Source organism: Caballeronia sp. SL1002, from assembly GCF_057814995.1.
The window spans coordinates 588,244-603,312 of sequence record NZ_JBYMUW010000004.1; the positions used below are offsets into that span (position 1 = coordinate 588,244).

At 63.1% G+C, this 15,069-nt stretch carries 11 protein-coding genes; 9 read left to right on the plus strand and 2 right to left on the minus strand.

Annotated features, from left to right (window positions below; all coding sequences use genetic code 11):
- Positions 1–106: 106 nt before the first annotated feature.
- Together AC3D25_RS24175 and AC3D25_RS24180 are read left to right on the plus strand one after the other, a co-directional pair.
- Complete coding sequence (locus AC3D25_RS24175) at positions 107–1,321, plus strand: zinc-binding metallopeptidase family protein (RefSeq protein ID WP_488890994.1); 1,215 nt, start codon at positions 107–109, stop codon at positions 1,319–1,321.
- 76 nt (positions 1,322–1,397) lie between these two features.
- Positions 1,398–2,204, plus strand: a complete 807-nt coding sequence (locus AC3D25_RS24180; protein WP_488890995.1) for a transglutaminase-like domain-containing protein — start codon at positions 1,398–1,400, stop codon at positions 2,202–2,204.
- 1 nt (position 2,205) lies between these two features.
- On the opposite strand, the gene AC3D25_RS24185 is transcribed toward AC3D25_RS24180, so the two are convergent.
- Positions 2,206–3,267: an alpha-E domain-containing protein gene (locus tag AC3D25_RS24185; protein WP_488890996.1), complete on the minus strand. Its 1,062-nt coding sequence runs from the start codon at positions 3,265–3,267 to the stop codon at positions 2,206–2,208.
- Between the two features lie 90 nt (positions 3,268–3,357).
- On the minus strand, positions 3,358–4,830 hold the full coding sequence (locus AC3D25_RS24190) for a circularly permuted type 2 ATP-grasp protein (protein ID WP_488890997.1): 1,473 nt from the start codon (positions 4,828–4,830) through the stop codon (positions 3,358–3,360).
- 592 nt (positions 4,831–5,422) lie between these two features.
- Between AC3D25_RS24190 and AC3D25_RS24195 the strand changes: the two genes are divergently transcribed.
- The 7 genes from AC3D25_RS24195 to AC3D25_RS24225 all read left to right on the plus strand — a co-directional run bounded on the left by AC3D25_RS24195 (position 5,423) and on the right by AC3D25_RS24225 (position 15,062).
- Positions 5,423–6,118: a nucleotide-binding protein gene (locus AC3D25_RS24195; protein ID WP_488890998.1), complete on the plus strand. Its 696-nt coding sequence runs from the start codon at positions 5,423–5,425 to the stop codon at positions 6,116–6,118.
- Positions 6,119–6,286: 168 nt separating this feature from the next.
- Positions 6,287–6,577, plus strand: a complete 291-nt coding sequence (locus AC3D25_RS24200; protein WP_488890999.1) for a DUF4148 domain-containing protein — start codon at positions 6,287–6,289, stop codon at positions 6,575–6,577.
- Positions 6,578–6,924: 347 nt separating this feature from the next.
- On the plus strand, positions 6,925–10,149 hold the full coding sequence (locus tag AC3D25_RS24205; protein WP_488891000.1) for an efflux RND transporter permease subunit: 3,225 nt from the start codon (positions 6,925–6,927) through the stop codon (positions 10,147–10,149).
- 5 nt (positions 10,150–10,154) lie between these two features.
- Positions 10,155–11,378, plus strand: coding sequence for an efflux RND transporter periplasmic adaptor subunit (locus tag AC3D25_RS24210; protein WP_488891001.1), 1,224 nt, complete (start codon positions 10,155–10,157; stop codon positions 11,376–11,378).
- Positions 11,375–12,838: an efflux transporter outer membrane subunit gene (locus AC3D25_RS24215; protein ID WP_488891002.1), complete on the plus strand. Its 1,464-nt coding sequence runs from the start codon at positions 11,375–11,377 to the stop codon at positions 12,836–12,838. The genes AC3D25_RS24210 and AC3D25_RS24215 overlap by 4 nt, the downstream gene beginning before the upstream one ends.
- Before the next feature lie 71 nt (positions 12,839–12,909).
- Complete coding sequence (locus AC3D25_RS24220) at positions 12,910–13,614, plus strand: heavy metal response regulator transcription factor (protein ID WP_488891003.1); 705 nt, start codon at positions 12,910–12,912, stop codon at positions 13,612–13,614.
- Positions 13,611–15,062 (plus strand): heavy metal sensor histidine kinase, encoded by a 1,452-nt coding sequence (locus AC3D25_RS24225; protein WP_488891004.1) that lies wholly within the window; start codon positions 13,611–13,613, stop codon positions 15,060–15,062. The genes AC3D25_RS24220 and AC3D25_RS24225 overlap by 4 nt, the downstream gene beginning before the upstream one ends.
- Positions 15,063–15,069: the final 7 nt, after the last annotated feature.

Here is a 15,069-nt window from a genome sequence, read left to right on the forward strand (position 1 = left end):
GAATAAAGTCGCCGGCAATGTCGCGCCGTCGACACTCCAAGGCACGTCACTTGCTGTCTGCTTCCGATGCGCCACGTTTCGTTCCGCCCCCATCCAACTGTCTACCATGAAAACATTTCACTGCGATCGCTGCCAACAACACGTTTTCTTCGAAAACGTGAAATGCGAGTCCTGCGCCGCGCTGCTGGGCTACGTGCCCGAGCTCGGAGAGGTATGCGCGTTCGAGCCGGCCGACGAGGGCCTGTGGAGTAATCTCCACAAGTCGGCGGGGGGCGCGCTATACAAGCAATGCAACAACTACGCGCTGGAAAACGTGTGCAACTGGATGCTGCCCGCCGATTCGCCCGACGTCCTGTGTCCCGCGTGCAGCCTCGGCCACACGATCCCGAATCTGTCCGTGCCCGAGAACCGCGTGTACTGGTATCGGCTTGAAACCGCCAAGCGGCGTCTGCTCTACGCGCTCGCCGCGCTCGGCCTTCACGTTGAATCGCGCAAGACCAATCCCGAAGGCGGCCTCCAGTTCGAGCTTCTCGAAGACAGCGGCGTCGGCGAGAAGGTGCTGACGGGACACGACAACGGCCTCATCACGATGAACATCGCGGAAGCCGACGACGCGCATCGCGAGAAAGTTCGCAAGGAGATGGGCGAGCCTTATCGCACCTTGCTGGGGCATTTCCGGCATGAAATCGGACACTACTATTTCGACCGCCTTGTTACCGGTACAGAATGGGAAGAGCCGTTTCGCGAACTCTTCGGCGACGAGCGCGCCGATTATGGCGAAGCGCTGAAGGCTCACTATGAATCCGGTCCGCCCGCCGATTGGGACCTCTCCTACGTGAGCGCCTACGCGACGACTCATCCGTGGGAAGACTGGGCCGAGACCTGGGCGCATTACCTTCACATCGTCGATACGATCGATACCGCCGCCGCCTGCGGCCTCGAACTCAAGCCCGACGCTAAGAACGAGCCGACGCTGACCGACAGTTCGCCGATCGAAAGCGAGAGCTTCGATAACCTGATGAAGCGCTGGTTTCCGCTGACCTATGCGCTCAACAGCCTGAATCGCAGCCTCGGCCTCGCCGATGCTTATCCGTTCACGCTCGCGCCGAAGGTGATCGAGAAGCTGCGCTTTGTTCATAAGGTCATCGCCCACGCGGGAGCGACATCGCACGAACCGATGCCGAAGCAGATCAGCGATCCCGAGGACGCGTTGAACAACCCGCAAACTTCCGCGCCCGAGCCAACTGCGGTCGAACCAACCGCGTCTGAGCCGACTGCGTCTGAGCCGACCGCGTCCGGTGGAACAGCTATTGCTTCGTAATAGCAGCGCAGCAAACAACAGCGGCTGCTGACTTTCTGATCGTTCCAATGCTGTATCACCGAAATAAGGTCCTTTGATGAGACTTCGCGTTGGATACGAACTGGTTTTTGAGTGTCCGCAACCCACTCCGATGTTGCTGATGCTGAACACGCACTTCTCGCGCGCGCAGGACATGGTCGTGCCGGACCACATTTACACGGACCCGCATGTCCCGCTCACGCAGTATCAGGATTCGTTCGGCAACCTGTGTACGCGCATGACCGCACCGCCGGGCATCCTGACGCTGTCGGCGCGAGGCGTCTTCGAGGTGCCTCCGCACCACGAAGTGCCCGAAACGAACGGTTATCAGCACAGCATCGAGGAACTGCCCGACGAGTGCATGATGTTCATGCTCGGCAGTCGCTACTGCGAAACCGATCTCCTTTCGAACGCCGCGTGGCAGATGTTCGGCCATACACCGCTCGGGCGCGCTCGCGTGCAGGCAATCTGCGATTTCGTGCATAACCACATCCGCTTCGACTACAACTGTGCACGGCCGACCAAAACCGCCTGGGAAACGTTCCAGGACGGCGCGGGCGTGTGTCGCGACTACGCGCATCTCGCCGTCGCGCTCTGCCGCGCGATGAACATTCCGGCGCGCTACTGCACGGGCTACATCAGCGATGTCGGTCTTCCTCCGCCCTACGCGCCGATGGACTTCTGCGCGTGGTTCGAGGTCTACCTCGGCAACACATGGCAGACCTTCGATCCGCGCAACAACGCGCCGCGCACCGGCCGCATCCTGATGGCGCGCGGCCGCGATGCCGCCGACGTCGCCATCAGCAATACGTTCGGCACATCGCTGCTGAACCGGTTTCTGGTGATCTGCGAGCCGGATTACTGAGCTACGCGGCCGGCGGGACCGGCTGCGCGGGTTCTTCCATCGGCGCCATCGGCGCCATTGGTTGCATCGGCTGCAGGGTTTGCGTCTGGCCGTCCTGCGTTTGCGTGGCGGCGTCTTTGGGCGCGAGCGGCACCAGAAAATCGCGGCTGATCCGGCCCGCGAGATCGTTCACGCGCGCGAGGAAGCTGACCAGATACGCGTGAAGCCCGCTCTTCATGATGTCCTGGATCCTGCCCTGCGCCAGTTCTTCGCACAGTTCGACCGCGAGCCGCGAAGTCTCGCTGCTGCGCCCGTTCATCACGCGCCCGATCAACTGCTGCACCTCCGCGATACTCGCCGCGAGCGAACGCGGCCAGTCGCCGTAAAGAATCAGGAGGCCCGCGACGCGCTCCGGCGTAATCACATCGCGATACACCTTCCGGTACACCTCGAAGCCCGATACCGAACGCAACACCGCGGTCCAGTGGTAGTAATCGAACGGCTGAGCGGAGGTATCGGCGCGCTGCTCCAGCATCTCGAACTTCACGTCGAGAATACGCGCGGTGTTATCGGCGCGTTCGATGAACGTGCCGAGCCGCATGAACCAGAACGCGTCGTCCTTCACCAGCGTGCCGAGCTGTACGCCACGCGACAAATGCGAGCGGAACTTGACCCATTCGAGAAACTCGTAGGGATCGCGCTCCAGCACGCCATCGGCAAGCAGCCGCTGCGCGTCGAGCCACGTCGTGTTCAGGCTCTCCCACAACTCGCTGTTGGTTGAACTGCGCACGGCGCGCACGTTCTCGCGCGCGGCGCGAAGGCAACTCATGATCGACGACGGATTCGACAGATCGCGCGCCATGAAGTCGATCACGTCGCGGTTTTTCATGCCCTGATGGCCGGCGGCGTAATCGCCGGAAAGCTCGGAAATCGACAGCATCGCGCGCCAGCCCAGTTCCGCGTATTCGTCGGATTGGGGCAACAGCGACAACTGGTAGTTCGCATCGAGCATCCGGGCGGTGTTTTCGGCGCGCTCGGTATAGCGCGCCATCCAGAAGAGATGATCGGCGGTACGGCTCAGCATGGGTGCTCCGGTCCTCTTGTTCGACTCTCGTTGAATGTTCCGACGTGTCCGTCAGCGTGTCCTTCGGCGTGTTCGCTCAACTCGTTCTTGTCAGCGTTCAAGTACCCAGGTGTCCTTCGTGCCGCCGCCCTGCGATGAATTCACGACTAGCGACCCTTCGCGCAACGCCACGCGCGTGAGTCCGCCCGGCACCATCCGAACATCGTTACCGGATAGCACGAACGGCCGCAAGTCGATATGACGCGGCGCGATGCCCGCCTCGACGTAAGTCGGGCAGGTGGACAGCGCGAGCGTCGGCTGGGCGATGTATTTGTCGGGATTGGCGATGAGCGCCGCGCGGAACGCCTCGATCTCCGCCTTGGTCGACGCCGGGCCGACGAGCATGCCGTAGCCGCCCGCGCCGTGCGTTTCCTTCACGACGAGTTCTGGCAGCCGGTCGAGCACCTGCTTCAGGTCGTCGGGCTTGCGGCACATGAAGGTCGGCACGTTGTTGAGGATCGGCTCCTCGCCGAGATAGAAGCGCACCATGTCGGGCACGTAGGGATAGACCGATTTGTCGTCGGCGATACCAGTGCCGACCGCATTGCAGAGCGACACCTTGCCCGCGCGATACGCCGCGATCAGTCCCGGCACGCCGAGTGTCGAGTCGGAGCGGAACACGTTCGGATCGAGGAAGTCGTCGTCGAGACGGCGGTAGATCACGTCGACGCGCTGCGGCCCTTGCGTGGTGCGCATGTACACATGGTCGTTATCGACGAAGAGATCCTGCCCTTCGACCAGTTCGACGCCCATCTGCTGCGCGAGAAACGCGTGCTCGAAGTAGGCCGAGTTGTACATGCCCGGCGTCAGCACGACGATCCCGGGGTTATCGACACCATCCGGCGCCGCGGCGCGCAAGGTATCGAGCAGCAAGTCCGGGTAATGCGCGACTGGCGCGACGCGGTTGCGCGCGAACAGGTCCGGGAAGAGGCGCATCATCATCTTGCGGTTTTCGAGCATGTACGACACGCCCGACGGCACGCGCAGGTTGTCCTCCAGCACGTAGAACTCGCCCTGCCCGGCGCGCACGATATCGATACCCGCGATATGCGCGTAGATATTGCGCACGACGTTGACGCCCTTCATCTCCGGGCGGTATTGCGCGTTGTTCAGAATCTGCTCGGCCGGGATGATGCCCGCGCGGATGATGTCCTGGTCGTGATAGACATCGTGAATGAACCGGTTGAGCGCGTTCACCCGCTGTCGCAGGCCGCGCTCCAGCGCCTTCCATTCGGCGCTCGGGAAGATGCGCGGGATCACGTCGAACGGAATGGTGCGCTCGGCATCGACGCCGGGTTCGTCCTTCGCGCCGTACACGGCAAACGTGATGCCGACGCGGCGAAAGTTCAGGTCCGCTTCCGCGCGCTTGTTGCGGATCTGCTGCTCGCTCTGCGTGGCAAGCCAGCTCATGAACTCCAGGTAGTGCTTGCGCGGATCGCCCGCACCGCTGAACGCCGCCGGCGACACGCCGCTTGCCTGCAGTTCGGCGCGCTCGAACATTTCATTGAAGAAAGCTTGCGTCATAAACCCGTCGTCCATGTGAAGTGCATGCCGGGCTCGACCCCGGCTTTTTTGTGCGTGCGTTCGCTGCTTGCGATGCGGCCGCATGGAGTCGACACACGCGCGAGCGCTACCCGCATCGATACGCGATGCGGTCATTCTCCGCTCGCGCGGCCAGCGCGAACGTGCGATGCGCAACGCCTGAATTTCTCCCGACGCGCACCCGCGAAAAGTGAACGGGTTAGTTAAAGCAACAAGTACGCCAAGTTGCGCCACAACGCATCGGGATTGTCCGGGACGCGCGTTCCTCAGCGCGGAGCGTACAAGGGACATATGACACTACATAATGAAGCCGCGGCAAGAGGACAAAACCCGAACGCATTATTGGCGTACACGCACCAATGCTGGGCATGATCGGCGCACGGTCGCACGGTTTAGGGCAGTCGCAGAAAAGAGGGAAGCGGCCGGTCACAATCCGCAGGCATGATGCATGGGCGCGTTTCTCGGGACAAAACCGCGCCCGCGCGAATTTTGCCCGTGTAGCCTGTGCGCCCAGACCGCGTCGCATCGCGGGCCTCAATCGCAGACTCACTTAGAACAAGAAGGATTCGAACACATGAGCTTCGTGCACTTTATCGGCGGGGAAAAAGGCGGCGTGGGTAAATCGCTCGTCGCCCGCGTGCTCGCGCAGTATTTCATCGATCGCAATCTGCCCTTTCTGGGCTTCGACACCGACCGGTCCCACGGCGCGCTCTTGCGCTACTACGCGGGTTTCGCCGCGCCCGCCACGCTCGACGGCCACGACAGTCTCGACCCGATCATCGAACATGCGCTCGAACAGCCCGGCCGCCGCATCTTGGTCGATCTCGCGGCGCAGACCCAGCAGTCGGTCTCCAAGTGGTTCGACGACGCCGACGTGCTCGGCATCGCGCAGGAAAGCGGCATCGCGCTGACGTGGTGGCACGTCATGGATGCGGGCCGCGATTCGGTCGATCTGCTGCGCCAATGGCTCGACCAGTTCGGCGGCAAGTTGCGGCTCGTGATCGTGCTGAACGAGATTCGCGGCGACCGTTTCGAATTGCTGGAAGCCTCGGGTGAACGACAGCGCGCGGAAGCGCTGGGCGCGAGCATTGTTTCGCTGCGCCATCTCCCCGACGGCACGATGCAGAAAATCGATCAGAGCAATTCCAGCTTCTGGGCCGCCGCGCATCATCCGGATCGTGCGACCACCGGCCTCGGCATGCTGGAACGCCAGCGCGTGAAGGTCTGGCTCAATCGTGTATACGATCAGATCGACAAGGTCGCGCCGTAGGTTTTCCCGTCACGCGCGCGGACTCATTTCGGGTCCGGCGTGAATCTGACCGCTGCGCCATCTCGACGCCAGCATCCCGTCACGGTCTGAGCAATACACTGAGCCTCGTCGTGTTTCGCGCTCGACGAGCGCGGATCACGCCCATTTCCCACCGCTCAGGAGCTCACCATGAAGACATTGATCCGTGCCGTAGTCGTCGCCCTAGCCGTCTCGCCGATCGTCGCGATGGCGCAGTCCGACGAACAACCCGTGACGCGGGCTGAAGTTCGCGGCGATCTCATCCAGTTGGAAAAGGCGGGCTACGAGCCGGCCGAGCGCGACGCGCAATATCCGAGCAAGCTCCAGGCCGCCGAATCCAAGGTGCAATCCGAGAACATGGCGGCCAAGCCGGGCATGACGAGCTACGGACCGTCGGCGGAAGGAACGTCGAATTCCGGTCCGGCTGCATCGGGTAACTAGCGTTAAGTTTCGCCTTCGTTTCCCTGCAAATCTTGCCCCGCTCCGAGCCCGCGCGCATTCCCGGTTGAACCGACCGGACCCGCGCGCTCGATGAGCACCGCGCATTTCGTCCTTTCCTGACCGTTCTGCCATTTTCGCGTCATGTTGGCGTTGGCACCGGCACACTAAGATGGTGTCCGGCTCGCGCGAGACTCGGAGGATTCAATTTCCCTCGCGCGGTCATCGTCAGCGGACCGCAGCCATTGCGCACCCGCGCCCGACGATTCCCCGAGTTTTCCGAACACTGGCGAAGCGGCCCGATCCGGCTTCGCCGGTCCCTTATCGCCGGATGCATCGAGCACGCCTGAATGTGGATAGTCAACGTTGCGCTCAAGAGGCCATACACGTTCATCGTGATGGCGATCATGATTCTTCTGGCAACGCCTTTCGTGTTGCTGACCACGCCTGTCGATGTGCTGCCGGATATCAACATTCCGGTCGTCAGCATCATCTGGAATTACACCGGGCTTTCGTCGGAGGACATGGCGAACCGGATCACGTCGGTCAATGAGCGCAGCCTCACGACGACCGTCAACGACATCGAACATATCGAGTCGCAGTCGCTGCCCGGCATCGCGATCATCAAGCTGTTCCTGCAGCCAACCGCCAACATACAAACGGCGATCGCGCAGACCGTCGCCGTCGAACAGGCGCAGTTAAAGCAGATGCCGCCGGGTGCAACGCCGCCGCTCGTCATCAGCTATTCGGCGTCGAGCATTCCGGTGATCCAGCTTGGCCTGTCCAGCCAAAAGCTCTCCGAGCAGGACCTGAACGACACCGCGCTCAACTTCCTGCGCCCGCAGCTCGTCACGATTCCGGGCGCGGCCGTGCCTTACCCGTACGGCGGCAAGTCGCGCCTCATCTCCGTCGATCTCGATACGCGCGCGCTGCTTGCCAAAGGGCTCACGCCGTCGGATGTCGTCAGCGCCGTCAACGCGCAGAACCTGATCCTTCCAACCGGCACCGCGAAAATCGGGCCGAAGGAATACACGATCAACATGAACGGTTCGCCCGCGACGGTCGAAGGTCTCAACGACATTCCGGTGCGCACGCTCAACGGCGCGACCACTTACCTGCGCGAAGTCGCGCACGTGCGCGACGGTTTCTCGCCGCAGACCAACATCGTGCGGCAGAACGGCAATCGCGGCGTGCTGATCTCGATCCTGAAGAACGGCAGCGCTTCCACGCTCTCCATCGTCAATACGCTGCATGATTTGTTGCCCGGCGCGCGCGCGGCGTTGCCGCCGGACCTCGACATCACCGCCCTCTTCGATCAATCCGTGTTCGTGAAGGCCGCCGTGCAGGGCGTGGTGCGCGAAGCGCTGATCGCGGCCGCGCTCACGGCCGCGATGATCCTGCTCTTTCTCGGCAACTGGCGCAGCACCTGCATCATCGCAGTATCGATTCCGCTGTCGATCCTGTCCTCGCTGCTCGCGCTTCATGCGCTCGGCCAGACCATCAACATCATGACGCTTGGCGGCCTCGCGCTCGCGGTCGGGATTCTGGTGGACGACGCGACGGTCACGATCGAGAACATCGAGCGGCATCTGCATCTCGGCACCAATCTGCACGACGCCATTCTCGACGGCGCGGGCGAGATCGCGGTGCCCGCGCTCGTCTCGACGCTGTGCATCTGTATCGTGTTCGTGCCGATGTTCTTCCTGACGGGCGTCGCGAAGTTTCTTTTCGTGCCGCTCGCGGAAGCGGTCGTGTTCGCGATGCTCGCGTCCTACGTGCTGTCGCGCACGCTCGTGCCGACGCTCGCCATGTTGCTGATGGGCCACGCGCACAAACCGAAACCCGGCGCGAAGGACGGTCTTTTCACGCGGCTCTACAAGCGTTTCGATCGCGGTTTCGAACGTATGCGCGCGGCTTATATCGTCATTTTGAGCAGCCTGCTCGTGCGTCGCCGCGTGTTTGCGAGTTTCTTCCTCGGCTTCTGCCTGCTGTCGGCGGGGCTCGTGTTCGTGCTGGGCGAGGACTTCTTCCCGAGCGTCGATGCGGGCGATATCCGCATGCACATGCGCGCGCCGACCGGCACGCGGATCGAGGAAACGGCGCGGCTCGCCGACGAAGTCGAAAAGGTGGTGCGTCAGGTCGTCCCGCCCGAACAACTCTCGACGATCCTCGACAACCTCGGCCTGCCTTATAGCGGCATCAACCTTTCGTATAGCAACGCGGGAACGATCGGCACGCTCGACGGCGAAATACAGGTGGCGCTCACGCCGGACCACGAGCCGACGCAAACCTATGTCGACAAGCTGCGCGAAATCCTGCCGCAGCGTTTCCCCGGCGTCGATTTCTTCTTCCAGCCCGCCGACATCGTCACGCAGATTCTGAACTTCGGCCTGCCCGCCGCCATCGACATTCAGATTTCCGGCACCGATCAGCGCGGCAATTTTCAGGCGGCGAGCAAACTGCTCAAGCAAGTGCGCATGATTCCCGGCACCGTCGATACGCACATCCAGCAGAAGCTCGACGAACCGGCGATCAATCTGCAGATGGACCGCACGCGCCTGCAACAGCTCAATCTGAGCGCAAGCAACGTCGCGCAGAACGTGCTGATCTCGCTCTCCGGCAGCTCGCAAACCGCGCCCGGCTTCTGGTTCAACAGCAAGAACGGTGTCGAGTACAACCTCGCCGTGCAGACGCCGCAGTATCAAGTGTCGTCCATCGACGAACTGCTGCGCACGCCCGTATCGGCGAGCGTCAACGGACCGACGCAACTGCTCGGCAACCTCGTGCGGCTCAAGCCGCAAAACCAGTTCGCGGTCGTCACGCACTACAACATCAAGCCGGTGATCGACTTGTACGTCAGCGTCGAAGGACGCGATCTCGGCAGCGTGGCACGGCAGGTCAACGCGCTCGTGGGCGAGGCGCAACACGCGTTGCCGCGCGGCAGCCAGATCGTCGTGCGCGGTCAGGTGCAGACCATGCAGAGCTCGTTCTTCGGCTTGGGCGTCGGCGTCGCGATGGCGATTGTGCTGGTGTATCTGCTGATCGTCGTGAACTTTCAGTCGTGGATCGATCCGCTCATTATCGTGAGCGCGCTGCCCGCCGCGCTCGCCGGTATCATCTGGATGCTGTTCCTGACCGGCACGCACCTGAGCGTTCCCGCGCTCACCGGCGCGATCATGACGATGGGCGTCGCTACTGCAAACAGTATCCTGATGGTGTCGTTCGCGCGCCAGCGGCTGACCGCCGGCGCGCCGCCGCTCACGGCCGCGCTCGAAGCAGGCGCGAGCCGCATCCGGCCCGTGCTGATGACCGCGTTCGCGATGATTATCGGCATGATTCCGATGGCGCTCGGACTCGGCGAAGGGGCGGAACAGAACGCGCCGCTCGGGCGCGCGGTGATCGGCGGGCTGCTGTTCGCGACGGTCTCCACGCTCTTTTTCGTGCCGGTGATCTTCGCGAGTATCCATAGCCGCCTCGCGCGCCGCGAAGCGAAGCGTCGAGAAAACGAGCCGCACGACAACGAGCCGCACGAAGATGACGGCAAGGACAACCATGAAGCAACTCCCAACGGCTGACTGACATGACCGAGAAAACTCACGCATCGCTAGCGATCCCGGCCCGCGACCCCGACGAGGGTCATGCATTGCCGCCTCGCCAGGTGGAGTGGCGGCGCGCGAAGATCGCGCTTCTGATCGTGCTCGTCCTGCTCGCGATCGGCGCGGCGCGCACGGTGATCTTCAACATCCTGCACAGCCGGTCGGTGGCCGCGACCACACAGCAGAACGCCAAGCAGTACGTCAACGTCGTCACGCCGACGCAGACCGAGAACGGCGGCGAGACGCTCTTGCCCGGCACGTTGCGCGGCTTCGTCGAGTCGCCGATCTACGCGCGGGCGACGGGTTATCTGCTGCACCGCTACGTCGATATCGGCGCGCGCGTGAAGCAGGGCCAGTTGCTCGCCGACCTCGATACACCCGAGATCGATCAGGAACTCGCGCAAGCCGTGGCGCAACGCGAGCAGGCGGATTCGAGCCTCGGCCTTGCCAAAAGTTCGTTCGCGCGCTGGCAGCAACTGCGTCAACGCGATGCGGTCTCGCAACAGGAACTCGATGAACGGCAAAGCGCCTACAACCAGGACGTCGCCAATCTCGCCGCCGCCGATGCCAACATGCGCCGCTTGCGCCAACTCGAATCGTTCAAGCGGATCGTTGCGCCGTTCGCGGGTGTCGTGACGCAACGCAACGTGGATGTCGGCGATTTGATCGACGCGGGCAGCGGCGCGAGCCGCGCGCTTTTCGCGCTGGCGCAGTCGGATCCGTTGCGCGCTTACGTGCAGCTTCCGCAGGCATATGCGCAGAACGTGAGCGTCGGCCAGCAAGTCGTCGTCTCGCAGGCGGAACTTCCGGGCCAGCAATTTCACGGCACGATCACGCATCTTTCCGGCGCGATCGACGTGCCCACGCGGTCGCTGCAAGTCGAAGTGACGTTGCCGAATCCCGATGGCCGCTTGCGGCCGGGCGCTTATGTTCAGGTCGCGCTGCCGGCGGTCGCGCACGCTCGCCTGCTCGTGCCCGGCAACGCGCTTCTGTTCCGCTCGGAAGGGCCGCGGCTCGCCGTGGTCGATGCAAACGGCAATGTTCAGTTGCGCAAGGTCGATATCGCGCAGGATCTCGGGCAATCGCTCGAAATCGAGAGCGGGATCGAGGCGAACGACCGGGTCATCATCAACCCGAGCGATTCCATCGCGGACGGCGATCACGTGCTGATCGCCGCGCCGAAATCCAAAGAGAAGAAGGCATCATGACGCGCGCATCCACGGCGCTGAGCGTGTTGAGCGTGTTGAGCGTGTTGAGCGTGTTGAGCGTGTTCGCGTTATCGGCCTGCACGCTCGGTCCCGATTACCACGAGCCGCACGCCGATACGCCGCCCACGTGGAAGACCGATTCGTACTGGCGGCTAGCCGAGCCGTCGCACGCGCCGATCGCCGCCGACTGGTGGCGTGCATTCGAAGATGAGCAACTCGATACGCTCGAAACGCAGGCGCTCGCGCAGAACCAGACGCTTGTCGCCGCGAGCGCGCACTACGCGCAGGCGAAGGCGACGCTCGCGAACACGGCGGCGCAGCGCGTGCCGGAACTCGATTTATCGGCGGATGCATCGCGCGCGCGCATTTCGAGCAACCGGCCCGTGACGAGCTACACGCTGCCGAATCATTCGACCGTGCAGAACGATCTGCGCTTGGGCCCCGCGATCAACTACGACACCGATCTTTTCGGCCGCATCTCGCGACAAGTCGAAGGCGCGACGGCATCCGCGCAGCAGTCCGGCGACGATCTCGCGAACGCACGGCTCATTCTCACGACCGACCTCGCCACCGATTACTTCTCGATGCGCGAACTCGACGCCGAGATCGACGTATTGAATCGCTCGGTCGCGCTGCAGACGAAAGCGCTCGACTACGTGAAGTCGCAACACGATCTGGGCGCGGTGTCGGGTCTCGACGTGCTGCAACAGCAGTCGCTGCTCGATACGACCCGGCTGCAGGCGCAATTGCTGCAAACGCAGCGCGCGCAATTCGAGCACGCGATCGCCGCGCTCGCTGGGGTCCCTGCGCCGCAGTTCTCGATCGAACCGAAAGTGGTGACGAGCGCCGTCCCGCCGATCCCGCTCGGTCTGCCGAGCGATGTGTTGCAGCGCCGTCCCGATATCGCATCCGCCGAGCGCGCGATGGCGGCCGCCAACGCGCAGATCGGCGTCGCGAAGGCGGCGTTTTTCCCGAGCCTCACGCTTAACGGCAACATCGGCTGGGAGAGCACCGAATTCGCGAACCTGCTGTCCGCACCGAGCCTCTTGTGGACGCTCGGCACGATGGCGAGCCAGGTGATCTTCGACGGCGGCCGGCGTTCGGCCAACGTGGACTTCGCCAACGAAGGCTACAAGGCAGCCGAGGCGAATTATCGTCAGACGGTACTCAATGCATTCGAGCAGGTGCAGGACGGTATCGCCGGGTTGTCGGTGCTCGACGGTGCCGCCAAGCAATCGCACGCGGCCGTGGACGACGCGCAACGCCTGCTTTCGCTTGCCAACGACCGTTATTCGGGCGGCCTCGTCGCGTTTCTCGACGTCATCACCGCGCAGCAGTCGCTCCTCACGAGTTTGCGCCAGGACGTACAGATACATGGACAGCAAATGACGCTCTCCGTGTCGCTCGTGAAAGCGCTGGGCGGCGGCTGGCAGGTCACGAGCGAGCAAGCGGCGCGCTAGTCGCAGAAGCACATCGCGCTTAACGCTCGTATAGTAGAAGTCAAAAGTATGAAGCGGACATAGAGGCTGGCATGAAAGTCCTGATCGTGGAAGACGAACACAAGGTGGTGGATTACTTGCGCTCGGGCTTGACGGAGCAAGGCTGGGTAGTCGATGTCGCGCTCGACGGCGAGGAAGGCACGCATCTCGCCGTCGAATACGACTACGACGTGATCGTGCTGGACGTCATGCTGCCCAAGCGCGACGGCTTCGCCGTGCTCAAGGCGCTGCGCGCGCAAAAATCGACGCCCGTCATCATGCTGACCGCACGCGATCACATCAACGACCGCGTGCGCGGCTTGCGCGAAGGCGCCGACGATTACCTCACGAAACCCTTCTCCTTTCTCGAACTGGTCGAGCGTCTGCATGCGCTCGCGCGGCGCACGCGTTCGCAAGAGTCGACGCTGATTTCGATCGGCGATCTATATGTCGATCTGATCGGCCGACGGGCGACGCGCGATGGCGTGCGGCTCGATCTGACCGCCAAGGAATTCCAGTTACTCAGCGTGCTCGCGCGGCGCCACGGCGACATTCTCTCGAAGACCGCGATCACCGAACTCGTCTGGGAAGTGGATTTCGAGAGCCACACCAACGTAGTCGAAACCGCGATCAAGCGGCTGCGCGCGAAGCTCGACGGCCCGTTTCGCACCAAGCTCCTGCACACCGTGCGCGGCATGGGCTACGTACTCGAAGTGCGCGACATTCGCGAAATTCGCGAAGATGCGAGGACACCATGAAGCACTCGATCTCCCGGCGCCTGGCCGCGATGTTCGCGGTGGTCGCGCTATTCGTGTTCACGCTGGTGGGCACCGGCCTCTTCCTTGTACTGCGCTCGCAGCTTGAACATCATCTGCGTGAATCGCTCGATACGCGCGCCGAGATCGCGCGGCTCATCGTCCTGCACGCGTACACGCCGGACAAGTGGAAGATGGCGAAGGAAAAGCTCGCCGACATCACGCCGCGCGACCGCTCGACGCTCTTCGCGGCATCGAGCGACGACCCGCGCTTCACCTACGGCACGCCGCTCACCGGCAGCGTGCAAAAAAATCTTCCCGGCGGCTACGTGCGGATGCGCCCGACCGGCCGCAAATACGACATGCTGCTGACCGCCGTCACGATTCCCGCCATCGGCGAGCGGCCGCCGCTGCAACTTCAGATCGCCATCGACTGTTCGCCCAACGTCCGGACGATGCGTGTCTTCGGCTTCGCGCTCGCCGCTCTCACGGCGCTCGGCACCATCACCGTGTTGCTGCTGAGTTACTCGGTCGCGAAGATCGGGCTGGCGCCGCTCACGCAACTCACGAAGGACGCGTCCAATGTAAGTCCCAACAACCGCTCGCAGCGGCTCAACACGCGCTCGCTGCCGTATGAACTGGCCGACCTCGCGAAGTCGTTCAACGGCGCGCTCGAACGTCTCGACGGCGCTTATGCGCGGCTCGAATCGTTCAATGCCGATGTCGCGCACGAATTGCGCACGCCGGTCACGATCCTGATCGGGCAGACCGAAGTGGCGCTGACACGCGACCGTTCTATCGACGAACTGCGCCATACGTTGCAATCCAACCTGGAAGAATTCGAACGCGTGCGCGCGATCATCAACGACATGCTGTTCCTTGCGCGCGCCGATCAGGGCGAACGCGCGACGGGACTCGTCGAAGTGTCGCTCGCGGCCGAAGTCGCGCGCACGCTCGATTTTCTGGAGATGCCGCTGGAAGATGCGCAGGTGCGCGCGGTATCGACGGGCGATGCGCGCGCTTTCGTGAACACGTCGCTATTCGGCCGCGCGCTGACCAATCTCGTGATGAACGCCGTCCAGCATTGCGCGCCGGGCACGACCATCTCGGTTTCGATTGCGCGCGAACGCGGGCGGATCAACATCGCGGTCGCGAATCCGGGCGAGTCGATCGAGCCTTCGAAGCTGGATCACCTGTTCGACCGCTTCTATCGCGCCGAGAGTTCGCGGACCAACAGCCGCGAGAATCACGGGCTCGGACTCGCAATCGTGAAGGCGGTAGCGGAGATGCATCGCGGCGGCGTATCGGCAACAAGCGCGCACGGCGTGAATACCTTCATGTTTTCGGTAGCCCGCTTCGGCACCGAGCAACGCGCGGCAACGCCGCCTCCCGCATCGCCGCTTCAGGCATCGACCGCAAGCCGTGCGATGCGGCAGGGCTCGGTGGGATAAGCCGCGC